At 46.5% G+C, this 22,757-nt stretch carries 22 protein-coding genes; 10 read left to right on the forward strand and 12 right to left on the reverse strand.

Features of this window, described 5'->3' with window-relative positions:
- From AACQ79_RS11115 to purF, 7 genes are all read left to right on the forward strand, one after another.
- The coding region (locus AACQ79_RS11115) for a FimV/HubP family polar landmark protein (protein ID WP_276568704.1) at nucleotides 1–1,468 on the forward strand (1,468 nt) is incomplete at its 5' end.
- A gap of 170 nt (nucleotides 1,469–1,638) precedes the next feature.
- On the forward strand, nucleotides 1,639–2,433 hold the full coding sequence (gene truA, locus AACQ79_RS11120; protein ID WP_026027499.1) for a tRNA pseudouridine(38-40) synthase TruA: 795 nt from the start codon (nucleotides 1,639–1,641) through the stop codon (nucleotides 2,431–2,433).
- A gap of 175 nt (nucleotides 2,434–2,608) precedes the next feature.
- Entirely contained in the window at nucleotides 2,609–3,535 is a 927-nt protein-coding gene (accD, locus tag AACQ79_RS11125; RefSeq protein ID WP_013857293.1) for an acetyl-CoA carboxylase, carboxyltransferase subunit beta, read from the forward strand.
- Nucleotides 3,536–3,579: 44 nt separating this feature from the next.
- Complete coding sequence (folC, locus tag AACQ79_RS11130; RefSeq protein ID WP_170899090.1) at nucleotides 3,580–4,845, forward strand: bifunctional tetrahydrofolate synthase/dihydrofolate synthase; 1,266 nt, start codon at nucleotides 3,580–3,582, stop codon at nucleotides 4,843–4,845.
- Nucleotides 4,846–5,391, forward strand: a complete 546-nt coding sequence (locus AACQ79_RS11135; protein WP_094165738.1) for an SPOR domain-containing protein — start codon at nucleotides 4,846–4,848, stop codon at nucleotides 5,389–5,391. It abuts the gene before it with no gap.
- Between the two features lie 61 nt (nucleotides 5,392–5,452).
- A complete protein-coding gene (locus tag AACQ79_RS11140; protein ID WP_013857290.1) occupies nucleotides 5,453–5,944 on the forward strand; it encodes a CvpA family protein in 492 nt (163 codons plus the stop codon).
- Nucleotides 5,945–5,977: 33 nt separating this feature from the next.
- Nucleotides 5,978–7,492 carry an amidophosphoribosyltransferase gene (gene purF / locus AACQ79_RS11145; RefSeq protein WP_013857289.1) on the forward strand — a complete coding sequence of 505 codons (1,515 nt, stop codon included), beginning with the start codon at nucleotides 5,978–5,980 and terminating at the stop codon, nucleotides 7,490–7,492.
- An 82-nt stretch (nucleotides 7,493–7,574) separates the two neighbouring features.
- Here the strand turns inward: purF and AACQ79_RS11150 are convergent, their stop codons facing one another.
- Nucleotides 7,575–8,900 carry a Na+/H+ antiporter family protein gene (locus tag AACQ79_RS11150; protein WP_010318473.1) on the reverse strand — a complete coding sequence of 442 codons (1,326 nt, stop codon included), beginning with the start codon at nucleotides 8,898–8,900 and terminating at the stop codon, nucleotides 7,575–7,577.
- 21 nt (nucleotides 8,901–8,921) lie between these two features.
- Nucleotides 8,922–9,581, reverse strand: a complete 660-nt coding sequence (gene rnt / locus AACQ79_RS11155) for a ribonuclease T (RefSeq protein ID WP_010318472.1) — start codon at nucleotides 9,579–9,581, stop codon at nucleotides 8,922–8,924.
- Between the two features lie 202 nt (nucleotides 9,582–9,783).
- Between rnt and motY the strand changes: the two genes are divergently transcribed.
- Nucleotides 9,784–10,665, forward strand: coding sequence for a flagellar protein MotY (motY, locus tag AACQ79_RS11160; RefSeq protein ID WP_013857286.1), 882 nt, complete (start codon nucleotides 9,784–9,786; stop codon nucleotides 10,663–10,665).
- 107 nt (nucleotides 10,666–10,772) lie between these two features.
- Here motY and gloA read toward each other — a convergent pair whose 3' ends face one another.
- The 10 genes from gloA to fvtA all read right to left on the reverse strand — a co-directional run bounded on the left by gloA (nucleotide 10,773) and on the right by fvtA (nucleotide 20,994).
- Nucleotides 10,773–11,189 carry a lactoylglutathione lyase gene (gene gloA / locus AACQ79_RS11165; protein WP_017043475.1) on the reverse strand — a complete coding sequence of 139 codons (417 nt, stop codon included), beginning with the start codon at nucleotides 11,187–11,189 and terminating at the stop codon, nucleotides 10,773–10,775.
- 168 nt (nucleotides 11,190–11,357) lie between these two features.
- Complete coding sequence (gene nth / locus AACQ79_RS11170; protein WP_010318469.1) at nucleotides 11,358–11,993, reverse strand: endonuclease III; 636 nt, start codon at nucleotides 11,991–11,993, stop codon at nucleotides 11,358–11,360.
- A gap of 27 nt (nucleotides 11,994–12,020) precedes the next feature.
- A complete protein-coding gene (locus AACQ79_RS11175; protein WP_010318468.1) occupies nucleotides 12,021–12,713 on the reverse strand; it encodes an electron transport complex subunit E in 693 nt (230 codons plus the stop codon).
- Entirely contained in the window at nucleotides 12,706–13,344 is a 639-nt protein-coding gene (gene rsxG / locus AACQ79_RS11180; protein ID WP_013857283.1) for an electron transport complex subunit RsxG, read from the reverse strand. Before rsxG ends, AACQ79_RS11175 begins: the two co-directional genes overlap by 8 nt.
- 8 nt (nucleotides 13,345–13,352) lie before the next feature.
- Entirely contained in the window at nucleotides 13,353–14,399 is a 1,047-nt protein-coding gene (gene rsxD / locus AACQ79_RS11185; protein ID WP_170899091.1) for an electron transport complex subunit RsxD, read from the reverse strand.
- On the reverse strand, nucleotides 14,399–16,729 hold the full coding sequence (gene rsxC, locus AACQ79_RS11190; protein ID WP_170899092.1) for an electron transport complex subunit RsxC: 2,331 nt from the start codon (nucleotides 16,727–16,729) through the stop codon (nucleotides 14,399–14,401). Before rsxC ends, rsxD begins: the two co-directional genes overlap by 1 nt.
- Before the next feature lie 8 nt (nucleotides 16,730–16,737).
- Complete coding sequence (gene rsxB, locus AACQ79_RS11195; RefSeq protein WP_094165735.1) at nucleotides 16,738–17,325, reverse strand: electron transport complex subunit RsxB; 588 nt, start codon at nucleotides 17,323–17,325, stop codon at nucleotides 16,738–16,740.
- Between the two features lies 1 nt (nucleotide 17,326).
- Nucleotides 17,327–17,908, reverse strand: a complete 582-nt coding sequence (rsxA, locus tag AACQ79_RS11200; protein ID WP_010318463.1) for an electron transport complex subunit RsxA — start codon at nucleotides 17,906–17,908, stop codon at nucleotides 17,327–17,329.
- 157 nt (nucleotides 17,909–18,065) lie between these two features.
- Nucleotides 18,066–18,773: a 4'-phosphopantetheinyl transferase family protein gene (locus tag AACQ79_RS11205; protein WP_010318462.1), complete on the reverse strand. Its 708-nt coding sequence runs from the start codon at nucleotides 18,771–18,773 to the stop codon at nucleotides 18,066–18,068.
- Nucleotides 18,774–18,912: 139 nt separating this feature from the next.
- Nucleotides 18,913–20,994, reverse strand: coding sequence for a TonB-dependent siderophore vanchrobactin receptor FvtA (fvtA, locus tag AACQ79_RS11210; protein WP_170899093.1), 2,082 nt, complete (start codon nucleotides 20,992–20,994; stop codon nucleotides 18,913–18,915).
- A 164-nt stretch (nucleotides 20,995–21,158) separates the two neighbouring features.
- Between fvtA and vabH the strand changes: the two genes are divergently transcribed.
- Complete coding sequence (gene vabH / locus AACQ79_RS11215; RefSeq protein WP_170899094.1) at nucleotides 21,159–22,499, forward strand: vanchrobactin esterase VabH; 1,341 nt, start codon at nucleotides 21,159–21,161, stop codon at nucleotides 22,497–22,499.
- A 21-nt stretch (nucleotides 22,500–22,520) separates the two neighbouring features.
- Complete coding sequence (locus AACQ79_RS11220) at nucleotides 22,521–22,715, forward strand: MbtH family protein (protein ID WP_013857274.1); 195 nt, start codon at nucleotides 22,521–22,523, stop codon at nucleotides 22,713–22,715.
- Nucleotides 22,716–22,757: the final 42 nt, after the last annotated feature.

Below are 22,757 nucleotides of genomic sequence, written 5' to 3' on the forward strand. Positions count from 1 at the left end.
TGAGCTGCCAGAGTACACAGAAGAAGACGCGCTGGCGGATGCGATAGCCGAGCCTCAAGAAGCGGCGTCAGAGCCTGTTGCTCAAGAAAGTTTTGAAGCGATTGACGAGCAAGCCTTGCCTGAATTCAGTGAAGAAGATGCACTTGCTTCAATCAACGAGCCTCCTCTAGAAGAAAAAGAAGACGAGAGCGACCTTACGGATCTTGAGCTGCCAGAGTACACAGAAGAAGACGCGCTGGCGGATGCGATAGCCGAGCCTCAAGAAGCGGCGTCAGAGCCTGTTGCTCAAGAAAGTTTTGAAGCGATTGACGAGCAAGCCTTGCCTGAATTCGATGAAGAAGATGCACTTGCTTCAATTAACGAGCCTCCTCTAGAAGAAAAGGAAGACGGGAGCGACCTTACGGATCTTGAGCTGCCAGAGTACACAGAAGAAGACGCGCTAGCGGATGCGATAGCCGAGCCTCAAGAAGCGGCGTCAGAGCCTGTCGCTCAAGAAAGTTTTGAAGCGATTGACGAGCAATCCTTGCCTGAATTTAGTGAAGAAGATGCACTTGCTTCAATTAGTGAGCCTTCTCTAGATGAAAAGGAAGACGGGAGCGAACTTACGGATCTTGAGCTGCCAGAATACACAGAAGAAGACGCGCTGGCGGATGCGATAGCCGAGCCTCAAGAGGCGGCGTCAGAGCCTGTTGCTCAAGAAAGTTTTGAAGCGATTGACGAGCAAGCCTTGCCTGAATTCAGTGAAGAAGATGCACTCGCTTCAATTAACGAACCAGCACTAGAAACAGATCAACAGCCGCTTTTAGAAGATGATGACGCAGACCAATTGCAGAGTGTTTCAAAACAGGAGTTCGATGAGAAAGCCTTAAAAGATTGGCTAGATGAGGAAAGTGTCTCTTCTGCGCCATTCTCTTTTGATCGACCATTAGATGCTCGTACCATTGATAGTGCTGGTATGAATATTGATGCAATGTTAGAGGTAGGCGGTGAAGATTGGAACGGTTTTAATTTAACGCCAGATCAACAAGCTTCCATCCCAGATGACGTGCCTGAAGAAGAGCTTGCCGTTTGGAACGATGATATCCAAACCGACGAGCCTCAAATTCTTGATGAAAACTGGGGAATTCAAGATGAACTCGATGATTTTGAAGCCCAAAAGAGCCAGTACATGACCATCGATGAGCTAATGGCTCAAGTTGAGGGTGAAGAGGGGATTAGCCCTGAAGATGAAGAACTCAAGTTAGATGTTGGTTTAAGTGAATTTCCGGATGTGATTGGTGACATTGGTGATATCGATGTAGACAATAACTCTGAGGCGGCGGGTAAGCTTGACCTCGCCAAAATTTACATCGAGATGAACGATGATAAAGGGGCGATAAAACTGTTAGAGGAAGCCATTGTTGATGGTAGTGATGATATTCGACGAGAAGCGAAATCCTTGATTGACAGCATTAATCGCCGAGCTTAAAAACAAACGAGGCCGTGAATATACGGCCTCGTTGTTATTGAATAGCCTTTTCTGACTTGCAGATGACCTGAACTTCACATTGAAAGTTGTCGGGGTAGATGGCTTGCCGATTAGAATTTTTTTTTGATTGCGATTATACTGCCCGACCCATTTTCAAAGAGAATCAGATGATGAGAATCGCTTTAGGTATTGAGTACAATGGTTCTCAATACTATGGTTGGCAGCGACAACGTGACGTTAAAAGTGTCCAAGAAGAATTAGAAAAAGCACTCACAGTTGTGGCGAACCATCCGGTTGAAGTATTGTGTGCGGGGCGCACCGATGCAGGGGTTCACGGCACAGGGCAGGTGATACATTTTGATACTACGGCTTGCCGAAAAATGGTCGCTTGGACAATGGGTGTCAATGCTCATTTACCAAAAGATATCGCTGTTCGTTGGGCAACTGAGGTTTCAAGCGATTTTCACGCTCGCTTTTCGGCTACAGCACGCCGTTATCGCTACATCATTTATAATCATGCTTATCGCCCTGGCATATTATCTTCAGGTGTCAGTCATTATCATGGCGATTTAGACGTTGAGAAAATGCAGCAAGCAGGGCAGCTTTTATTGGGCGAAAATGATTTCACCTCTTTTCGCGCTGTGCATTGTCAATCGAATAGTCCTTGGCGAAACGTCATGCATTTGAATGTGACTCGGCATGGCAACTATGTCGTCATCGACATTAAAGCAAATGCTTTTGTCCATCATATGGTGCGAAATATTACCGGTAGCCTCATCGTTGTCGGCCGTGGTGAGCAGCCTCCCGAATGGATAAAATGGCTGCTTGAAGCCAAAGATAGAAAACTGGCGGGTGCAACAGCCAAAGCGGAAGGATTATATTTAGTTGCTGTTGATTATCCAGAAGAATTTTCTTTACCAAAAGAGTCGCTTGGGCCGCTATTTTTAGCTGATAATTTGAACTAATAACGCGTAAAGTGTCCAAAACAGAGTCGTGACGTGTGTGGAAATGACAGCCAGAAAATAGGTACAACCAGTTTTTTGTCTACACTAAGCATTTTATATGTTTTAATCCTCACGCATAAATCCCAAATTTGTATCTCTCGCAATCACGCGAGAGAGTTAAGAGTAAAGGTCTTCCATGAGTTGGCTTGAAAAGATTTTAGAAAAAAGCAATATCGTAACTTCGCGTAAAGCATCCATCCCTGAAGGGGTTTGGACTAAATGTACTTCTTGTGAGCAAGTGTTATATCACGCTGAGCTTGAGCGTAACTTGGAAGTGTGTCCTAAATGTGATCATCACATGCGCATGAAAGCACGTCGCCGCTTAGAGACTTTTCTTGATGAACAGAATCGTGTCGAGATTGGTGACGAGTTAGAGCCGCAAGATAAACTCAAGTTTAAAGACTCAAAACGTTATAAAGAACGCCTTTCAGCCGCTCAAAAAAGCAGTGGTGAGAAAGACGCTCTTGTGGTGATGCAAGGCGAACTATTGGGTATGCCTTTGGTTGCTTGTGCTTTTGAGTTTTCTTTCATGGGTGGTTCAATGGGGTCTGTAGTTGGTGCGCGTTTCGTACGAGCTGTTGATGCCGCTATAGAAAACAACTGTGGTTTGGTCTGCTTTTCTGCCAGTGGCGGCGCGCGTATGCAAGAAGCGTTAATGTCATTGATGCAGATGGCAAAAACCAGTGCGGCACTTGAACGTTTATCAAGCAAAGGCTTACCTTATATCTCAGTGATGACGGACCCGACCATGGGTGGCGTATCGGCAAGTTTAGCGATGCTTGGTGACATCAATATTGGTGAACCTAAAGCACTGATTGGTTTTGCAGGTCGTCGAGTTATCGAACAAACGGTACGTGAAGATCTACCTGAAGGTTTCCAACGCAGCGAATTCCTAATTGAGCATGGTGCGATTGATATGATTGTCGATCGCCGTGAAATGCGTCAACGCGTAGGTGGATTGATCGCTAAATTGACCAATCACAGCTCACCATTGGTCGTTTCTGTTGATGATTCACCGATTGAACCTGATTACGCTGTACCAGAAGCGCACGAAAAAGGGTAAAGTAGGCACTAACACACTAACTGCTTAATGGTTATAAACGTTAGATGACTCAAAACCTTATCCCACAAGCCACATCCTCTCTTGCGATGTGGCTTGATTATTTAGCGAATATTCATACCTCCGCTATCGACCTTGGCTTGGATCGTGTTCAAGCTGTGGCTCAAAAAGCGAATCTTATTAAACCTGCACCTACCGTAATTACCGTGGCTGGAACGAATGGCAAAGGCTCGACCTGTGCATTAATGGAAGCCATTTTATTGGATGCAGGTTATCGCGTGGGCGTTTATAGCTCACCTCATCTTATCCGTTATAACGAACGCGTGCGTATTAATGCGCTTGAGCTCAGCGATGAGCAGCATACGCAAGCCTTCGCTTTTGTTGAAGCGCAACGGGGTGAGATCAGTTTAAGCCTATTTGAGTTCGGTACATTGGCGGCGCTGCGTTTATTTCAAACGCAAGCGGTGGATGTCATTTTATTGGAAGTTGGGCTAGGTGGCCGACTTGATGCGACCAATATCGTGGATCACGATGTTTCTGTGATCACCAGCTTGGCGATTGATCACGTGGATTGGCTCGGCGATGACATCAATGTTATTGGCTATGAGAAAGCGGGGATTTATCGCGCAGGTAAACCCGCCATTTGCGGCCAGCCTAAGCCACCACCAACGGTTGCAGCGCATGCCGATGATATTGGTGCGGAGATGTACCAAGTCGGTATTCAGTTTTCCTATGAACTGGCCTCTGAAACAACGTGGAATTGGCGAAGTGGTCCATTTGAGTTATCTGATTTACCGCTCCCTCGCTTGCCCTTGCCTAATGCGGCTACGGCATTAATGGCACTTGGCTGCTCCGGTTTAGCTGTGAGTGATGTCAATATCGTCAATGGGCTTAGCAACGCAACACTTGCTGGGCGGATGCAAAAAATCAGTGATAGCCCAGAAATCATTCTTGATGTTGCACATAATCCCCATTCGGCCGAATATTTGGTGGCGCAGTTCAAACAGCGTTACGCACACAAAAAGGTCCATGTAGTGATTGGCATGCTGCATGATAAAGATGTGAAGGCCACGCTTCATCAACTGAAATCAATCGCTAACGTTTGGTATCCTGCTTCATTAAGTGGCCCTAGAGCCGCGCAAGCGAATGAACTGTGTCAGTACCTTGAGCCAGGCGTTAAACCGTTTGCTAACCCAGTCAGCGCTTTTGAAGCCGCGATGACACAAGCCGATAGCAATGATGTCATTATCGTGGTTGGGTCGTTTCATACTGTGGGTGAAGTATTAGAGCACTGGCAGAACAAAGGAGTATAAATGGCAAGTAAGTTTCAGAGCCGCTTGGTAGGAACAATTATATTGGTGGCGATAGGGGTGATAGTGTTACCTGATGTATTGGATGGCAAAAAGACCCACTACAAAGAAGATATCGCCAGCATCCCAATTAAGCCCGAATTAGACAGCGACGTAGAGAAGTTTGAAATTCTCGACCCCGTTGAAGATCAAGTCGCGTTGCCCGATTCGCCTGTTGAAGTGATCGCACAAACTAACCAGAGCGATGCAGCAACGCAGAGCAAGCCACTCGCTGTGAAAGTGAAAGAAACGGCGGAAAGAAATGATTACCAAGATAGTGCTTGGCTCATTCAGTTGATGGCATTAAAGAATGCCGAAAACGCAAAAACCGTGGTTAAAGATCTGCAAAAACGGGGTTATCAAGCTCATACTAAGCAAGAAAATGGCTTCACTCGGATCATTATTGGCCCAGATGTTTCCAAAACTAAGCTTGAGCGTCAACTCTTAGAACTGGAAAAAATTACCGGTGCAAAAGGTCAATTGCTCAAATTTAAACCACTAAACCCATAAGAAAACGTTTGCGTCGCGTTTTTTTCTGTTAAAATGCGCGCCAACTTAAGATGTAGAACTCATGAATTGGTTAGATATTGTCATTTTAAGTGTGATCGGCCTATCGGCATTGATCAGTTTAGTCCGTGGCTTTGCTAAAGAAGCGTTGTCATTAGTGATATGGTTCGGTGCATTTTTTATTGCCAGCCAATACTACGCAAAACTTGCGGTGTATTTTTCAAATATCAAAGATGACATGTTTCGTAATGGCGCGGCCATCGCAGCACTGTTTGTTGCAACACTCATTGTCGGAGCGATCATTAACTATGTGATTGCTCAATTGGTACAAAAAACGGGCCTATCAGGAACTGATCGGGTACTGGGCATTGTTTTTGGAGCATTGCGTGGTGTGTTGATTGTTTCAGCTGCCTTGTTTTTTATGGATGCGTTTACCGCATTTCCAAATTCAGAGTGGTGGAAGAGCTCGCAATTGGTACCGGAATTTAGCCGTATCATTGCGCCGTTCTTTGAGCACTTACAAGCAACATCAAGTTTTCTCTCTGGCGCGATTTAGCGCCAGTTACTGTCGCAAATCGAGGATCAGGACATGTGTGGTATTGTTGGAATCGTGGGTACAACGCTGGTAAACCAGTCAATTTATGACGCGTTAACGGTATTGCAGCATCGTGGCCAAGATGCCGCTGGTATTTGTACCATAGAAAGCAATCGTTTCCGTCTGCGTAAGGCGAACGGTTTAGTGAAAGATGTCTTTGAAGCAAAACACATGCAGCGTCTTCAAGGAACGGTGGGTATTGGACATGTTCGTTATCCTACTGCGGGTAGTTCGAGTGCCTCAGAAGCTCAACCTTTCTACGTTAACTCCCCGTTTGGTATCACGCTTGCTCATAACGGCAACCTTACCAATGCCAACGAAGTACGCCAGAAGTTGTTTGAAAAAGATCGTCGCCATATCAATACCACTTCAGATTCCGAAGTGCTGCTTAACGTCTTGGCGCATGAAATTGATACAGTCAGAGGCAATGTAACCGCAGAAGATGTGTTTCGTGCTGTCGCCAATGTACATCGCACCATTCGCGGTGCTTATGCTGTTGTCGCGATGATCATTGGGCATGGGATGATCGCGTTTCGTGACCCGCATGGTATTCGTCCTATCTGCTTAGGTAAACGTGAAGTCGATGGCCGTACCGAATACATGGCCGCTTCGGAGTCGGTGGCGCTAGATGCTGTCGGCTTTGATTTTGTGCGTGACCTTGCCCCCGGGGAAGCGGTGTATGCGACCTTTGATGGCCAGCTATTTACTAAACAATGTGCCGATAATCCAACACTTAACCCATGCATTTTTGAATTTGTCTACTTCGCCCGCCCAGATTCGTTTATCGACAAAATTTCGGTTTACAGCGCGCGTGTAGAAATGGGTAAAAAGTTGGGTGAGCGCATCAAAAACGAATTTGCTGACTTAGATATTGATGTCGTGATCCCCATTCCTGAGACTTCGTGCGATATCGCATTGCAAATTGCACAAGCGATTGATATTCCATATCGCCAAGGTTTTGTCAAAAACCGCTACGTTGGCCGCACATTTATTATGCCGGGCCAGCAACAGCGTAAAAAATCGGTGCGCCGTAAACTCAATGCGATTCGTTCTGAATTTAAGGGCAAAAACGTGTTGCTAGTGGATGACTCGATAGTGCGTGGAACTACGTCAGAGCAAATTATTGAGATGGCTCGTGATTCTGGTGCAAACAAGGTGTACATGGTGTCAGCCGCGCCTGAGATCCGTTTCCCTAACGTCTATGGCATTGATATGCCAAGTGCTAACGAGTTGATTGCTCATGGTCGAGATGCCGATGAAATTGCGCAGCGAATTGGTGCCGATGCTCTGATTTTCCAAAATCTGGAAGATTTAGTGGATGCCGTCGGTATGGGTAACCGCGATATTGCAAAATTTGAAGCGTCGGTATTTAACGGCGAATATGTCACGGGCGATATTGATCAGCAGTATCTTGATTTTCTTGAATCGATGCGCAGCGACGATGCAAAAACGGTTCGAGAAATCCAGCAAGATCTCGCCAACCTAGAGATTCATAACGAAGGCGCGTAATCGAGCGCATCTCCCCAAATAGGCTGCAAAGAAAAAGGCTTCTATCTAGGAAGCCTTTTTTGTGCTCGTTAACAGGGTTCGACTAAAGGATCATTGCTGCAATCCAGCCAAACACAATCAGTGGAATATTATAATGGATAAAGGTTGGAACCACCGTTTCCCAAATATGTTCGTGCTGGCCATCCGCATTTAGGCCTGATGTTGGCCCCAAGGTGGAATCTGACGCTGGAGAGCCTGCATCGCCCAACGCAGCAGCGGTACCCACTAGCGCAATGGTCGCCATAGGCGAAAAGCCAAAGGCGAGGGCAAGGGGCACGTAAATGGTTGCGATGATTGGAATCGTTGAGAAGGATGAACCAATGCCCATAGTGACCAACAAACCGACGATCAGCATTAATAAAGCGGATAACGCTTTGTTGTCGCCAATGCTTACTGATAAGGCCTCGACGAGCGACTCAACGCCACCAGTGGCTTTCATTACGGCGGCAAATCCGGCCGCTGAAATCATAATAAAGCCAATCATGGCCATCATATGTACACCTTTGGTGAACACATCGTGCGTCTCTTTCCACGCGATCACACCACCAAAAGTGAAGACCATAAAACCAGCCAGTGCGCCGATGATCATTGAACCTGTGGACAGTTGTACGGCAAGTGCCGTGATAATACCGAGCGCGGCAATCAAAATATGCTTTTTGTTGATCGCTTTTGGTTCGGTATTAATGACAGTATGTTCCGTCTCTTGATACTGGCGAGGTTTACGATAGGTAAAGAAAATGGCGACCAGTAAGCCAAAAATCATCCCTGCGGCGGGTAGCAGCATTGCTATTGGCACTTGGCTTGCCGTCACGTTTTCAAGGCCATTATCGCGTAAATTCTTGAGCAAGATATTATTGAGGAAAATCCCACCAAAGCCGACAGGCAAGACCATATAGGGCGTGATAAGACCAAAAGTGAGTACGCAAGCAATCAGGCGACGGTCAAGCTTCAGTTTGGCAAAGACGCCCAATAGCGGTGGAATTAAAATCGGAATAAAGGCGATATGGACAGGAATGATATTTTGCGATGACATGGTAACTAGAACCAGCGCGACTAGAACTGCATACTTCAAACCTGTGGTGGCCGCGCCATGCTCTTTGCCATGGATACGCTTAATCACGTTTTGCGCCAGTAAGTCAGTAATACCAGATTTAGAAATCGCGACGGCAAAGGTGCCTAGCATCGCATAACTTAGTGCGATGGTTGCACCGCCGCCTAAGCCACTTTCAAATGCAGAAACAGCGTCATTTAAACTCATCCCTGCAACTAAACCACCGACGATCGCACTGAATGTCAGTGCGACGACGACATTGACCCGCATCAGCGCAAGAAGCAGCATGATGCATACAGAAATTACTACAGGATTCATATATTTCTCGGTTAGTTGTGTTTACTTGTTATTGTTTTCTGAAGGTTCAACAAGTGGCCATCCGCCAAGGGCCTTCCATTTGTTGACGATACCGCAAAAAAGTTCGGCTGTTTTTTGCGTATCGTATAGCGCTGAATGCGCTTCTCTATTGTCAAATTCCATCCCTGCGGATTTGCACGCTTTGGCTAAAACGGTTTGGCCATAAGCTAAACCACTTAGCGCGGCGGTATCAAAAGTCGCAAAAGGGTGGAAAGGGACTCGTTTTAGCTTGCAGCGTTCACTGGCTGCCATCACGAAATTCAAGTCAAAGGTAGCATTGTGCGCCACCATGATCGCGCGGCTACAGTCATTGTCGCGTTGCTCTTTTCGGACTAGCTTATAAATTTCTCTGAGTGCTTCGGCTTCGCTGACAGCACCGCGTAATGGGCTAAATGGGTCACGAATGCCATTAAACTCAAGCGCCTCTTTTTCAAGGTTGGCACCTTCAAAAGGCTCAACATGAAAGTGAATCGTCGATGCTGGGTGCAGATCACCTTGTTCATCCATACGCAACGTAATCGCGCAGATTTCTAATAGTGCATCGGTCTTTGCATTGAAACCGGCTGTTTCGACGTCGATGACGACGGGAAAATAACCGCGGAAACGCTTTTTCAGTGTCAATGCTTCATTTACTTCAGTCATGCTAGCTCTTGGTTGTGTGACAGGGCTAGCATTATTACAGATTCTTTCTACGATAAAAACCAAACACGTTAATAAATGCAGGTTTCACTATGCGTTGGATAGTGCGGTGATGTGGCTAGATTTTTGCATTAACTTAGTCAATAGAAAGCGAAGCGGCAATTTTCCGCCATCGTTGTAGTATCGCTCGGAGAATAAAATCGTTATGAATAAATGGGTTACTGCCACTATTGTGATGACCAGCATACTGACATCCTTTGCCCCTATGGCGATGGATAAGCGTTATGTGGCAACACCACAGCAGTCTACGTGGCAGATGGTGACGAATACCCCTTTAGAGTGTCGTTTGGTCCATCCTATCCCTAATTACGGTGACGCTGAATTCTCTTCACGTGCGAATAAGAAGATTAACCTCGATTTCGAACTCAAAATGCGTCGTCCAATGGGCGAAACTCGCAATGTAAGTTTAGTGTCATTACCACCGAGTTGGCGTCCGGGTGAGAGTGCAGACCGTATTACCAATTTGCAATTCTTCAAACAGTTCGATGGTTACATCGGTGGCCAAACCGCTTGGAGCCTACTCAGTGAATTGGAAAAAGGACGCTATCCAACCTTTAGCTACCAAGATTGGCAAAGCCGAGATCAGCGCATTGAAGTGGCTCTCTCGTCGGTTCTTTTTCAAGAGAAGTACAACGTGTTTAGCGATTGTGTAAGCAATTTGCTGACGTACAGTTTTGAAGATATCTCATTTACGATTCTGCATTACGACCGCGATAATGTGCAACTCAATAAAGCTTCGCAAAAACGGCTTGCGCAAATTGCCGACTATATTCGCTATAACCAAGATATTGATTTGGTGCTGGTTTCTACCTATACCGACTCTGTTGATAGTCGAGGAGTGAGTCAGGATCTTTCTGAGCGTAGGGCTGAGGTATTAAGAGATTACTTTAAATCACTGGGGTTACCTGAGGATCGCATTCAAGTGCAAGGCTATGGTAAACGTAGACCGATCGCCGACAACGCATCACCCATCGGCAAAGATAAAAACCGTCGCGTGGTTATTTCACTGGGTCGAACAATTATCTAATAACGCTAGAGCAAAAAAGCAGCCCATTTTAAAGGCTGCTTTTTGTGATGTTATCCGGGAAACCTTACGCATCTAGTTTATATAACTAGCCGATGCTGCAAAGAGGCTTATCCTTCTAAACCTGCTGATGCTTGTTTGTTTTGGATAAGTTCAATCATGTAACCATCAGGATCTTTCACAAAAGCGATATGCGTGGTGCCACCTTTTACTGGGCCAGCTTCACGGGTCACATTACCTCCAGCTGCTTTAATCGCGTCACAGGTGGTATACACATCTTCAACACCAATCGCGATGTGGCCAAAAGCACTACCGAGGTCATAGCTTGTGGTGCCCCAGTTATAGGTCAGTTCGATCACCGCACCCTGAGATTCATCGCCATAACCCAGAAATGCCAATGTGTATTTGTATTCTGTATTTTCATTAGTACGAAGCAGTTGCATACCCATGACCTTGGTGTAAAACGCGATCGATTTTTCTAAATCGCCTACGCGTAGCATGGTGTGCAAAATACGACTATTTGACATGTTGAGCTCCTAACTTTCTGATGAAATATCTATCCCCACCCGACCACTGTGGCGATGATGTTGGCTTACGTTCATCCACTCCAATCACAGAGTTTATCTATGTTCAAAGGAATTTGTTTACTTACTGCCTACTTGCAGAGTTGAGTCTTTTGGGGATCTGGTTAAATTTTATAGGTCAGTTTTATCAGAGAATTCGCAAAGATCTTCAATGATACAACTGCCACAACGCGGCTTTCTTGCGACACAGGTGTAGCGACCATGTAAGATCAACCAGTGATGAACATCAACTTTGAATTCTTTAGGGACGACTTTGAGCAGCTTTTGTTCCACTTCATCAACGTTTTTACCCACCGCAAACTTGGTTCGATTTGAAACACGGAAAATATGCGTGTCAACGGCGATGGTTGGCCACCCGAAAGCGGTGTTCAATACCACATTGGCCGTTTTTCTGCCAACGCCGGGCAGCGATTCTAATGCTTCACGGCTCTCTGGCACTTCTCCTGCGTATTGATCCAATAAGATACGGCAAGTTTTGATGACGTTTTCTGCTTTGGAATTGAATAAACCAATGGTTTTGATGTATTGCTTTAGCCCATCAACGCCAAGCTCAAAGATGGCTTGTGGCGTATTAGCAATAGGGTAAAGCTTGTCAGTGGCCTTATTAACGCTGACGTCAGTCGCTTGAGCGGAAAGCAGTACTGAGATCAGTAACTCAAACGGTGTGCTCCATTTAAGCTCGGTTTCTGGCTTCGGGTTATTGGCCCGTAAACGCTCGAGGATCTCGACTCGTTTGACATTATTCATCGTTTGGAAAACTTCCTTATGATTTCGCTAAGCGTTGGTGACGCGTGCTCGTTCTATGACGGGCTTTTGTTCTTTAGGTTGGCGAGCAGCCAGATTTTTATCGATGATATTTTTAGCTGCAATCAAAAAGCCAACACCAATAAAAGCTCCAGGCGGCAAGAGCGCAAGCAAGAAGCTGTTGTCAAAATGGAAGACCTCAATGCGTAAAATGGTTGCCCAATGACCCAGTAATAAATCAGCACCATCAAACAGTGTGCCATTGCCAATTACTTCACGCAGTGCGCCCAAAATGACCAGAATAGTGGTCATTCCCATTCCCATCCAAAATCCATCTTGTGCTGAAGGCAACACTGCATTTTTTGAGGCAAATGCTTCGGCGCGACCGATGATGATACAGTTGGTCACAATCAGAGGAATGAAGATCCCTAGCGATAGGTACAGGCCGTAAGCGTAGGCATTCATTAACAGTTGTACGCAAGTTACTAGTGCGGCGATGATCATCACAAACACAGGAATACGAACTTCTTTGGGGACATAATCTCGTACTAATGAGATGGTGACATTTGAACAGACGAGAACCAGCAATGTCGCAACGCCTAAACCTAGCGCATTCGTGACAGTGGAAGAAACCGCTAGTAAAGGGCACAGTCCAAGTTGTTGAACGAGCGCAGGGTTGTTGCTCCACATCCCGTTTTTAATCAGTGTCTTATGATCACTCATTGCTGGCTCCTTTACAGTCAAAAGGTTGTGCTAATAGTGCTTCTCGATGTTGATTCACAAACTGAGCGGTATTTTTCACCGCTTTGACGACGGCTCGCGGCGTAATCGTCGCTCCAGTAAACTGATCAAATTGTCCCCCATCTTTGCGCACTTTCCAAGTCTCGATATTTTGCTCAGTGACTTGCTTGCCAGTAAAGCTCAATATCCAATCAGTGACGCGTAAATCTATTTTGTCACCTAACCCCGGTGTTTCTTGATGAGACAGAACGCGAGTCCCTGTGATGGTGCCATCGTGCTTGATGCCAATAATTACCTTGATCGCGCCGTTATAGCCATCAGGTGCGATGGCTTCAATAGCCAGTCCACTCGGTTCACCGTTTTGTGTGGCAATATAAGCGTGCATAGGTTGGTCTGTACCAAGTGCAGGGTCAGTCACCAGTGTACAGGATTTGTACAGTTCGTTGTCGTGCAAACTGTGCGGGATCACTTGGTTTAAAATCGATTGCAGTTGAATCTGCTCTTGCTTGGTTATTTGATCTTTTGTTAGGTATTGGGTTAACGCTACAACACCTGTTGAAGCACAGGCAAAGATAGCGAGAATCAAACCGTTATTGCGAATGGCGGTTAACATAGCGCTCCTTAATGCCCGTAGGTTCGAGGTTTAGTGTAGTAATCAATCAGTGGGACACACATGTTGGCAAGTAATACAGCGAAGGCTACCCCGTCAGGGAAGCCTCCCCAGCTGCGGATAATGAAAATCATCATGCCAATAAATGCGCCGTAAATTAAGCGACCTTTGACGGTTGTGGAAGCGGTGACTGGATCGGTTGCGATGAAAAAAGCGCCGAGCATAGTCGCGCCCGAGAGCAAATGAAACAAGGGTGAGGCGGTTGCTCCCGGTTCAATAAGCGCAGTGAAAGCACTTGCCGTTACTAAACCACACAGCACCGCAATCGGGATATGCCAGTTGATCACACGTAGTTTGATCAATAATAAGCCGCCAGCTAAATAGGCAAGGTTAACCCATTCCCAGCCAAGCCCAGCTAACCCACTAAATTGAGGCTGGCTCATCGCTTCATGCAGAGTCTCACCATTATGTAATCCGGTTTTTACGGCGTCCAATGGGGTGGCCATAGTGACACCATCGATACCCGTTCGGATTTGTTGTAGTGATAAACCTTCTACGTTGAAGCCACTGAAAATAAGTGAAAATGCATCACTAAACGAGCTGGGATCCGGGGCTAATTCCGTTGGAGCAATCCAACTGGTCATCTGCACAGGGAAAGAGATAAGCAAAACCACATAAGCAATCATGGCGGGGTTGAATGGGTTTTGTCCTAGTCCGCCGTATAAGTGTTTTGCAATAATGATGGCAAAAATAAGGCCAATAAAGATAACCCACCAAGGGGACATCGGAGGAATGGCAATGGCCAGAAGCCAAGCGGTGACCACGGCGCTGTAATCTTTGATTGCCAACAGTGGTAAGCGCTTACGCAGTAGCATAACGGCAGATTCAAAAGCCAAAGCGATGATGATAGCGAGCATCAGTTGAATGAGAGTACCCCAACCAAAGAAGTAGCTCTGCGCGATAAGCCCCGGTAAGGCGCACAAGGCGACCCACTTCATCAGCTCTGATGTGCTGCGTTTGCTGTGTGCATGGGGGGAGCTGGCAATAAAAAAGGCCACTAATTATTCTCCTCAGAATTATGATTGTTTTTCGCTTGTGCCGTTTGCTGCTCTGCCTTGCGCGCTTTGGCGCGGGCAATGGCGGCAGCGACTGCCGCTTTTTTGGCATCCTCAGGTTGAGCAGGCGCAGGTTCAAGCGTTGGTTGAGGCTCACTCGGCGCCGTTTGCTGCTCGGCTTTGCGTGCTTTGGCGCGGGCAATGGCAGCAGCGACTGCCGCTTTTTTGGCATCCTCAGGTTGAGCAGGTGCAGGTTCAAGCGTTGGCTGAGGTTCACTTGGCGCCGTTTGCTGCTCTGCCTTGCGCGCTTTGGCGCGGGCAATGGCAGCAGCGACTGCCGCTTTTTTTGCATCCTCAGGTTGAGCAGGTGCAGGTTCAAGCGTTGGCTGGCGATCACTTGGCGCCGTTTGCTGTTCTGCTTTGCGCGCTTTCGCGCGGGCAATAGCAGCCGCGACTGCCGCTTTTTTAACGTCCTCAGGTTGAGTTGGTGCAGCTTCAAGCGTTGGTTGGGGATCACTTGGCGCCGTTTGCTGTTCTGCTTTGCGCGCTTTCGCGCGGGCAATGGCAGCCGCGACTGCTGCTTTTTTATCATCACCAGTTTCTGCTGGTGGCGCATCAGCACTGGTTTGCTGCGCTTTTTTCTCGCGAGCTTGACGTTTGCGCTCTTCGCGCAATTTAACCATTTCAGCGTTATCAGGCTCGACTTGACCTGCTTGCAGTGCTTCGGCTTGCTTGGCTTTAGCGCGAGCAATAGCCGCAGCAACGGCGGGTTTTACGGTGCTTGGGTTGTTTTCTGTTTGTGCTTTTTGCGCTTGAACGCGAGCAATGGCCGCTGCAATCGCATCGTCGCCGCCTGTGTGTTTCATCTCTTGACGACGTTCATCGGCTGCTTTTTTGAAGCGATTCTCGCGATCGGCTTTATCGCGTTCTAAACGTGCTTTTTTCTCTTCGAAACGTACTCTGGCACGTTCAGCGGCTTCTGATTCTTGCTGGCGAGTTTTTATCTCGGCCTTGGCTTGACGATAGTATTGCACCAATGGAATTTCACTGGGGCAAACATAAGCACAAGCCCCGCACTCAATGCAATCTTTGAGGTTCAGTTCTTCACACTTATCATATTCTTCCGCTTTCGCGTGCCAGAACAGTTGCTGAGGTAATAAGGAGGCCGGGCAGGCTTCCGCGCACTGACCACAGCGAATGCAGGCCATTTCATTTTGTGAAGAGGCAATCTCTTTACGAGTGGGTGCCAGAATGCAGTTGGTGGTTTTGGTGATCGGAACTTGTGAATGAGGCAGGGTGAACCCCATCATCGGGCCGCCCATGATAAGACGCGGTAATTTTTTATCTGCCTTATAGCCAAATTGTTCGAGTAAATATTGTACGGGTGTGCCTAATAAAACCCAGACATTCCGGGGCTGTTTAAACGTATTGCCCGTTAAGGTGACTAAGCGGTTAATCAGGGGTTCGCCATCCATGACGGCGCGTTTAATCGCGTAGATAGAGCCAACATTTTGTACCATCAAGCCAATATCGGCTGGAATTTTACCCGCAGGCACTTCTTGGTTGGTCAGCAATTTAATTAACTGCTTTTCACCACCTGAAGGGTATTTGGTTGGGATCACGCGGATCACGATGTCTTTATGTATTGCGGCGGCTTCTAACGCTTGAATTGCTTCTGGTTTGTTATCTTCAATACCGATGATGGTTAATTTGGGCCTAAGAATGTGCTCTACAATACTGATCCCATCGATGATCTCTGCGGCATGGTGCTGCATGAGTACATCATCGGCCGTGATGTAAGGTTCACATTCGGCGGCGTTGATGATCAAAATATCAGTGCGAGCGAGGCCTGATTGCATTTTTTTTGCAGTAGGAAAACCGGCGCCGCCCAACCCAGAGATGCCAGCTTGACGAATGATTTCAATCAATTGCTCTGGGGAGTGTTGTCGATAATCAGCCAGTGGTGCGCGCACTGCCCACTCATCTTGTTGATCAGGCGTGATGACAATACACATTTCACTTAACCCAGAAGGGTGCGCCGTGGTGCGCGGTTCAATGGCGGTAATGATGCCAGAGGTTGAAGCGTGTACAGGCAACATGAAGGTTGAGGTGTATTGTGTTAGTGGTTGGCCTTTGAGTACTTTATCGCCAACGCTGACCAATAAATCACCGGCTCGGCCAATATGCTGTTTGAGTGGCAATACAATTTCTTGCGGTATACCGGCATGAGTCAGTGCCGTTTGATTTGACTGCTGTTTATTTTCTGGCGGGTGAATGCCTCCTGGGAAGTTCCAGAGAGTGCCAGCTTTGATTTGTTCTATTAATGACAACATGCCAATCCTTAATTCACGCTTTTCTGCGCACGTGGGGCAGAGTCGGTAACATCAACAACAGGAATCGCGTTCATTTGCCACTTCCAAGTATCGGTCGTAGTTTCTACCGGGATCATTTCAATACAGTCCGTTGGGCAGGGAGCAACACACAGATCACAGCCAGTACATTCTGACTTGATCACGGTATGCAGAGCCTTAGTTCCACCAACAATGGCATCTACGGGACAAGCTTGAATGCATTTTGTACAACCGATGCACATATCTTCATGAATGAAGGCAACGGTTTTGACCTTATTATCAAGATCATGTGCAGACTCTTCGGCTTCAACGCCCATTAAGTCAGCCAATTTTTCAATGGTTGCTTGGCCGCCGGGCGGGCATTTATTGATTTTATCGCCATTGGCAATGGCTTGTGCATAAGGGCGACAGCCCGGATAGCCACATTGACCGCATTGTGTCTGCGGTAAAATCGCATCAATCTGATCGACGATAGGATCGGCTTCTACTTTAAAGCGGATAGAGGCAAAACCTAAGATAGCGCCAAACACAGCGGCCAATGCGACAAGTGCAAGAATAGCGATGAGTATTGTGCTCATATTACAACTTCACCAATCCTGTAAAACCCATGAAGGCGAGTGACATAAGACCTGCGGTTATCATAGCAATTGATGCGCCTTTGAAGGGCGTTGGTACGTCGGCTACGCCGATGCGTTCGCGCATGGAAGCAAACAGAATCAATACCAATGAGAATCCAACCGCGGCACCAAAACCATAAATAATGGATTGAATGAAGTTATGATTTTCGTTGATGTTGAGAAGCGCAACCCCAAGTACCGCACAGTTGGTGGTGATAAGAGGAAGGAAAATCCCGAGCAGGCGATATAACGTTGGGCTGGTTTTGTGTACCACCATTTCGGTGAACTGCACCACCACGGCGATCACTAAAATAAAGCTCATGGTGCGTAAGTACTCAATACCTAATGGTTTAAGGACATAGCTTTCTACTAAATACGCACACACTGACGCTAGAGTTAGCACGAAAGTCGTCGCTAACCCCATCCCTATTGCGGTTTCTAGTTTTTTTGATACGCCCATGAAAGGACATAGCCCTAGAAACTTTACCAGTACAAAGTTATTGACCAGTACAGTGCCGATTAATAACAAAAAATATTCGGTCATAGTTATATAAGTCTTAAGTTCCGATCTGGTGATTATCGTGCTTTGCCAAGCGAATAACAACCAAGGAAAGATAAGGTTTTATACCTTTGACGGAATTTTGTACGCTGCTGCGCCAGTATTAGGTTGATATGGGGCGTTATAAAGCAGTGTTAGCCGGCTATTTTTTATGTGTCGAAAAATGGGCTTGACTTAAATAACACCAAGTCAGTACATACTCACTGTCAGGCCAGTGGTAGCCAACGCTGATTGTGTATGATGGATTTAAAAAAGGATGAAGATCAGTGTGAATCTGAAAAATGAGTCGTTTGGCGTGTTTGTCAACATGGATCAGTTCTACCACGTGAAAATCAAGAACCTGTTCAACCCATGGATAAATGGCTTTATAAATCGATTCCTTCGCGGAAAAAATCAGCGTAATAAAGCTCGCTAATTGGGCAAAGTGATGAGCAAAAATGTGCTCTGCGGGTGTCATTACTTGCTGGCGAATATCACTGAGCCATTCATCTCGTATGAGTTGTTCAATATCAATACCAAGAGCGGCACACGCTTGAGTCTGGTGAGTGGCGGCTGCGATAGCGTAGCCATGGCAATGGGATATTGAGCCTACGATATTTTGCGGCCAAACCGCTTGATTCCCCTTGCCAATCTCTAACGTTAGCGACTGTGATTGATCCAGTTTGGTTAGGCAGTGTTTTGCACACATCCTGCCAGCTAAAAATTCACAATGGCGTTTTAGCACGGCTTGGTTTAAAGAAGAGGGCAGGGAGATCCCTTGCTCTTCAAGTTTATTTTTGTATTCAGGTAGATACTTCACTTCAAGCTGGTGGTATTGGATGAAAGATGGCCAGTTTGGAATGATGAGCATGCCTATTTTACCTATCGAGTGAGTGAACTTGTTCGATGCGTCGCCTGCGTGGTGACGTTTATCTCAGATTGAGTGAAAAATCACTCCCCCAGTCAAAAACAAAGTGTTGATGTCTAGGAGAGTGAGTCAGAGTTATTAACTAGAACTGGTAATCAGCGACTATGCCAAAGGTGCGTGGCCCGCCGACTTCGTAGAGATCACTTTTCTGGCGAATCACGTACTCTTCATCAGTGACGTTTTTCACGTAAGCGCGAATAGTCAAATCGTTGAGAGTATAACCTGCATTCAGATTCAACACAGTGTAATCGCCAGCCGTTTTACTCTCTGTGTTGGCTAAATCGGTATAGTAATCAGAAACGTGGTTAACACGAGCACCAAAAAATAGACCAAAATCTAAGTGTTGCGTAAAGCCCGCACCTGCAGACAGTTTAGGAGCGTAACTGAACTCATTGCCTGAGAGATTGGTAGAGGTACCGGTTGGTCCTTCGCTGATGTCCGTTTTAAGAAGACCGACAAACGCAAACAGGTCGAGCCCAGAATCAAACCAGTAAGAGGCTTCAACTTCCGTACCGTAAGTTTTCCCTTTCGGTATATTGGTAATATAGGTGTCGAAGCGTTTGCCGCTGTCACCAGAGACCGAAGTTTGATAATTTTTGTAGTCGTTGTAGAACAGGTTAGCAGTCAGATCCAGCTTGTCATCCAGGAAACTTGAACGAGAACTTAGCTCGTAGCTCCAGACTTTTTCTTGTTCAAAAACAAAAACTTCTTCTTTGTACTCGTTATAGCCTAATCCACCGGCATTGTAGCCTTTACGGGCCGTAAGACCGAGGGTGGAGTGATCTGAGACATCAAGTAATAGACCAATCTTAGGCAATAGGATGCCGTCATCTTCATCGGCTTTAAAATCGAGTGGTAGGGTAGCGTGATCGAAATCTCGCTTCAGTTCATCTCTTTCATAACGTGCACCTAATAATAGCTGCCAGCGATTATCCAAACGAATTCTTGAATCAAAGTAGATTGAGTTGGTTAAAACTTCATCTTTACGTTTTAATGAATCTGTTTCGGTGTATTGATCTTTGAAGAAGCTGGCTAGGCCTAGAATCGCATTGTACTTTTCATCAAGTGATTGATATGTAAGCTTTGCTTCTGCGGTGTAGTTATCTTCATCCACATCACCATACCAATTAGTATCAGGATAAGCTTTGAACTTGGTGGTGTAGTTACGATGGGCGACTAAAATATCCGTTGTCAGTTCATCATTAATCACATAATTGACGTCTAGGTTGATATTCCAGCTTTTGGTTTCTTGGCGACGCGTGCCACTTTTGCTATGCAGTTCAAGTGTGCCCGGCTTGGTAACGAAGTTGGTGTATTGCCCCTCTTCATTACGGCTACCAACCGTTAGCTTGGCTGTTAGCTTGTCATTTCCTTGAGGTTTCCACAATAATTTACCACGGACATTATAGGATTCGAGCTCGGAAGGATCCCAAGGGTACTGATCGCCGTTAGGCAGAGAGTAATCGATAGGGGTATTGCCTTTGGTACCTTCGGCGGCAAGACGAAACGCTAAAGTATCTTCAACCAGAGGTGCCGACACGACCCCTGCGAGATGATATTTACTGTCTTCATTTTCATAACCAGCGCGAACTTTACCCTCACGGTGGAACGTTGGATCCTTAGTTTTGATCACAACCGCACCGGCAATACTATTTCGGCCTTGGTTGGTGGATTGCGGCCCTTTATAGACTTCCACTTGTTCTGTATCCCACAGTCCAGCTTTACCAAACGCTTCTCCAGACCAAGATTCAGACACGCCGTCTACCGTGGTATTGACGCGAGGTGTTGCGCCTGTCATGAAGGTCAGAAAACCTTCGCCAGGGCCACGTCCATCGACCCCACGAATGTGTGGAATGCCCGAAGGTGCATTGAGTACGTTGGGTACGCGGTCGAGCAGATCGTAGTAATCTCGGCTTTCACCATCATCCACTTCATCGGTGAATAGGGTGAGCGAACTGGTGTTTTCGGCCAGTGTTCCTCCCAATTTCTCACCCACCACAACCACAGTATCTTGCTTTTTCTGTGGCTCTTTTTTTTCGAGCTGTTCCGCGACAACATTTGCGCTAGTACTCACGCAGAGGATGCCAATCAGTGTGGCGAGTTGAGTCTTATTGATATTTCTGACTGCCTTACCATTACCGTTATTCATATCCATGGGCTTCATGACCTAAAAGTTCCTTAATAGAAAAAATGATGTTGCTGCAACCATTATAGAATCAACTGTTGCTGGTTGTAATGTTAATGATAATTGTTATTATTTGCAATATCATCAATGCAGTTTTATGCTACTTAGTTTCTATGTTTCAAAAATACTAGGCTTGATATGGGGTGGTTTTAGTAATGGTTGTTAATCAGGAGAGCTCACAAGAGAGGGCTGAGCTCAATGGGGTGTTGGCCCGTTTTATTCAAGAGGGCGGCTCTATTGGTGACGAGCCTTGGTGGGCACATGTGCAATCGATCGGCATGCCTTATGTGATTGAAATAAATGGCGAATATGCAAAGGTTCTTTTTTTATGGCGTGGGCCGGAGCCGAGTGTGGCCGCAAATCAAGCGATCTACGTTGATATTAATGGTGTCACCGATCATCACAGTTTTTCGATGGCGAAGTTTACTCATATCGACAATACCGATGTGTGGTTTTATATCGATAGCGTCAAACCAAGTTGGCGAGGAGGGTACTCTTTTATTCCTGTCCCAGAAGCGTTAATGCAGCCGAGTTACCAAGGTTCATACGATGCAATGCGCCACCAACATCGGCAATGGCTACGCTCCATTTTTCCACTGAGTTGCGCTGATCCACTGGCTCAAAATGATTTGTCAAAATGCGAGTGGGGGCGCGCGAAAACACCTTGTCATATGCCTAAAGCGCTTACGCAAACAGAGTGGCTCGGTTTCGATTCAGCGCAAGGTCAGTGCTTCAAAAGTGCTGATTCGACCTTTACTTGGAGCTGCACTTTGCTCGGTACATCGCGTGAGATTTGGCTTTATTCGACCGCGCAAAGACCCACCACTGAGCCGTTACCTTTGGTGTTGATGCTGGATGGCCGTTTTTGGTCTCAATCGATGCCGGTTTATGAGGCTCTTTCACAGGCGACCCACAGTGGAAAGCTTCCAGCGGCGCTCTATGTGTTGATTGATGAAATTAGCGCTCAACAACGCAGTGATGATCTCAGCTGTAATCCGCTGTTTTGGCAAGCCGTGATGGAGGAGTTACTCCCCTCGATTAACGAGCGCGTCAGAGTAACCCGCGATGCAGACCAAACGGTGATCGTAGGCCAGAGTTTAGGAGGCTTAGCGGCAATGTACGCAGCATTACACTGGCCGCAGCGATTCGGTTCTGTGGTTTGTCAATCGGGTTCATTTTGGTGGCCCGATTTCTCGATCGTTAAACCCCCCAGTGAATATTGTCCACCGAAAAGCGACTCGCGATTAAGCAAAATGAGCCAAGAGGTACATCAAGGTTTAGGTGCCAATTCACGTCTTGCGCTTTTCCTCGAAGTGGGTAGCGGTGAAGACATCATGATCGATTTAAGTCGAGATCTATACCAACAGTTGGCTTCACAACAGCATCGGATTCAATTTCGTCTGTTTGACGGCGGTCATGACCGACTCTGTTGGCGCGGCGGGATCATCGATGGCTTGTCATATGTTTTAGAACCTTATCTTTAATTTTCAGCGGTAGAGAGAAATATGTCAGAAAAATACACCAACCCTTTTGATGAATCTAAGCATCAATTTTTAGTGCTGATCAATTCGCATAATCAATACAGTTTATGGCCAGAATTCAAAGCCATTCCCGCTGGTTGGCAAGCCATCCTTGGACCGAGGTCAAAACAAGAGTGTTGCAACTACATCGAAGCTCAGTGGTTAGATATTCGAGCTTAAACCAAACGAGTTTTGACTCCTGCAATAGCGGCGCTGTTCATT

This window comes from Vibrio sp. 3-2(1) (genome assembly GCF_963887575.1).
GTDB classification, from domain to species: domain Bacteria; phylum Pseudomonadota; class Gammaproteobacteria; order Enterobacterales; family Vibrionaceae; genus Vibrio; species Vibrio anguillarum.

Bases quoted from the DNA above. Each gene is read 5' to 3' on its own strand.
- truA (WP_026027499.1), top strand. From the start codon at position 1,639: ATGAGAATCGCTTTAGGTATTGAGTACAATGGTTCTCAATACTATGGT.
- accD (WP_013857293.1), top strand. From the start codon at position 2,609: ATGAGTTGGCTTGAAAAGATTTTAGAAAAAAGCAATATCGTAACTTCG.
- folC (WP_170899090.1), top strand. From the start codon at position 3,580: ATGACTCAAAACCTTATCCCACAAGCCACATCCTCTCTTGCGATGTGG.
- AACQ79_RS11135 (WP_094165738.1), top strand. From the start codon at position 4,846: ATGGCAAGTAAGTTTCAGAGCCGCTTGGTAGGAACAATTATATTGGTG.
- AACQ79_RS11140 (WP_013857290.1), top strand. From the start codon at position 5,453: ATGAATTGGTTAGATATTGTCATTTTAAGTGTGATCGGCCTATCGGCA.
- purF (WP_013857289.1), top strand. From the start codon at position 5,978: ATGTGTGGTATTGTTGGAATCGTGGGTACAACGCTGGTAAACCAGTCA.
- AACQ79_RS11150 (WP_010318473.1), bottom strand. From the start codon at position 8,900: ATGAATCCTGTAGTAATTTCTGTATGCATCATGCTGCTTCTTGCGCTG.
- rnt (WP_010318472.1), bottom strand. From the start codon at position 9,581: ATGACTGAAGTAAATGAAGCATTGACACTGAAAAAGCGTTTCCGCGGT.
- motY (WP_013857286.1), top strand. From the start codon at position 9,784: ATGAATAAATGGGTTACTGCCACTATTGTGATGACCAGCATACTGACA.
- gloA (WP_017043475.1), bottom strand. From the start codon at position 11,189: ATGTCAAATAGTCGTATTTTGCACACCATGCTACGCGTAGGCGATTTA.
- nth (WP_010318469.1), bottom strand. From the start codon at position 11,993: ATGAATAATGTCAAACGAGTCGAGATCCTCGAGCGTTTACGGGCCAAT.
- AACQ79_RS11175 (WP_010318468.1), bottom strand. From the start codon at position 12,713: ATGAGTGATCATAAGACACTGATTAAAAACGGGATGTGGAGCAACAAC.
- rsxG (WP_013857283.1), bottom strand. From the start codon at position 13,344: ATGTTAACCGCCATTCGCAATAACGGTTTGATTCTCGCTATCTTTGCC.
- rsxC (WP_170899092.1), bottom strand. From the start codon at position 16,729: ATGTTGTCATTAATAGAACAAATCAAAGCTGGCACTCTCTGGAACTTC.
- rsxB (WP_094165735.1), bottom strand. From the start codon at position 17,325: ATGAGCACAATACTCATCGCTATTCTTGCACTTGTCGCATTGGCCGCT.
- rsxA (WP_010318463.1), bottom strand. From the start codon at position 17,908: ATGACCGAATATTTTTTGTTATTAATCGGCACTGTACTGGTCAATAAC.
- AACQ79_RS11205 (WP_010318462.1), bottom strand. From the start codon at position 18,773: ATGCTCATCATTCCAAACTGGCCATCTTTCATCCAATACCACCAGCTT.
- fvtA (WP_170899093.1), bottom strand. From the start codon at position 20,994: ATGAAGCCCATGGATATGAATAACGGTAATGGTAAGGCAGTCAGAAAT.
- AACQ79_RS11220 (WP_013857274.1), top strand. From the start codon at position 22,521: ATGTCAGAAAAATACACCAACCCTTTTGATGAATCTAAGCATCAATTT.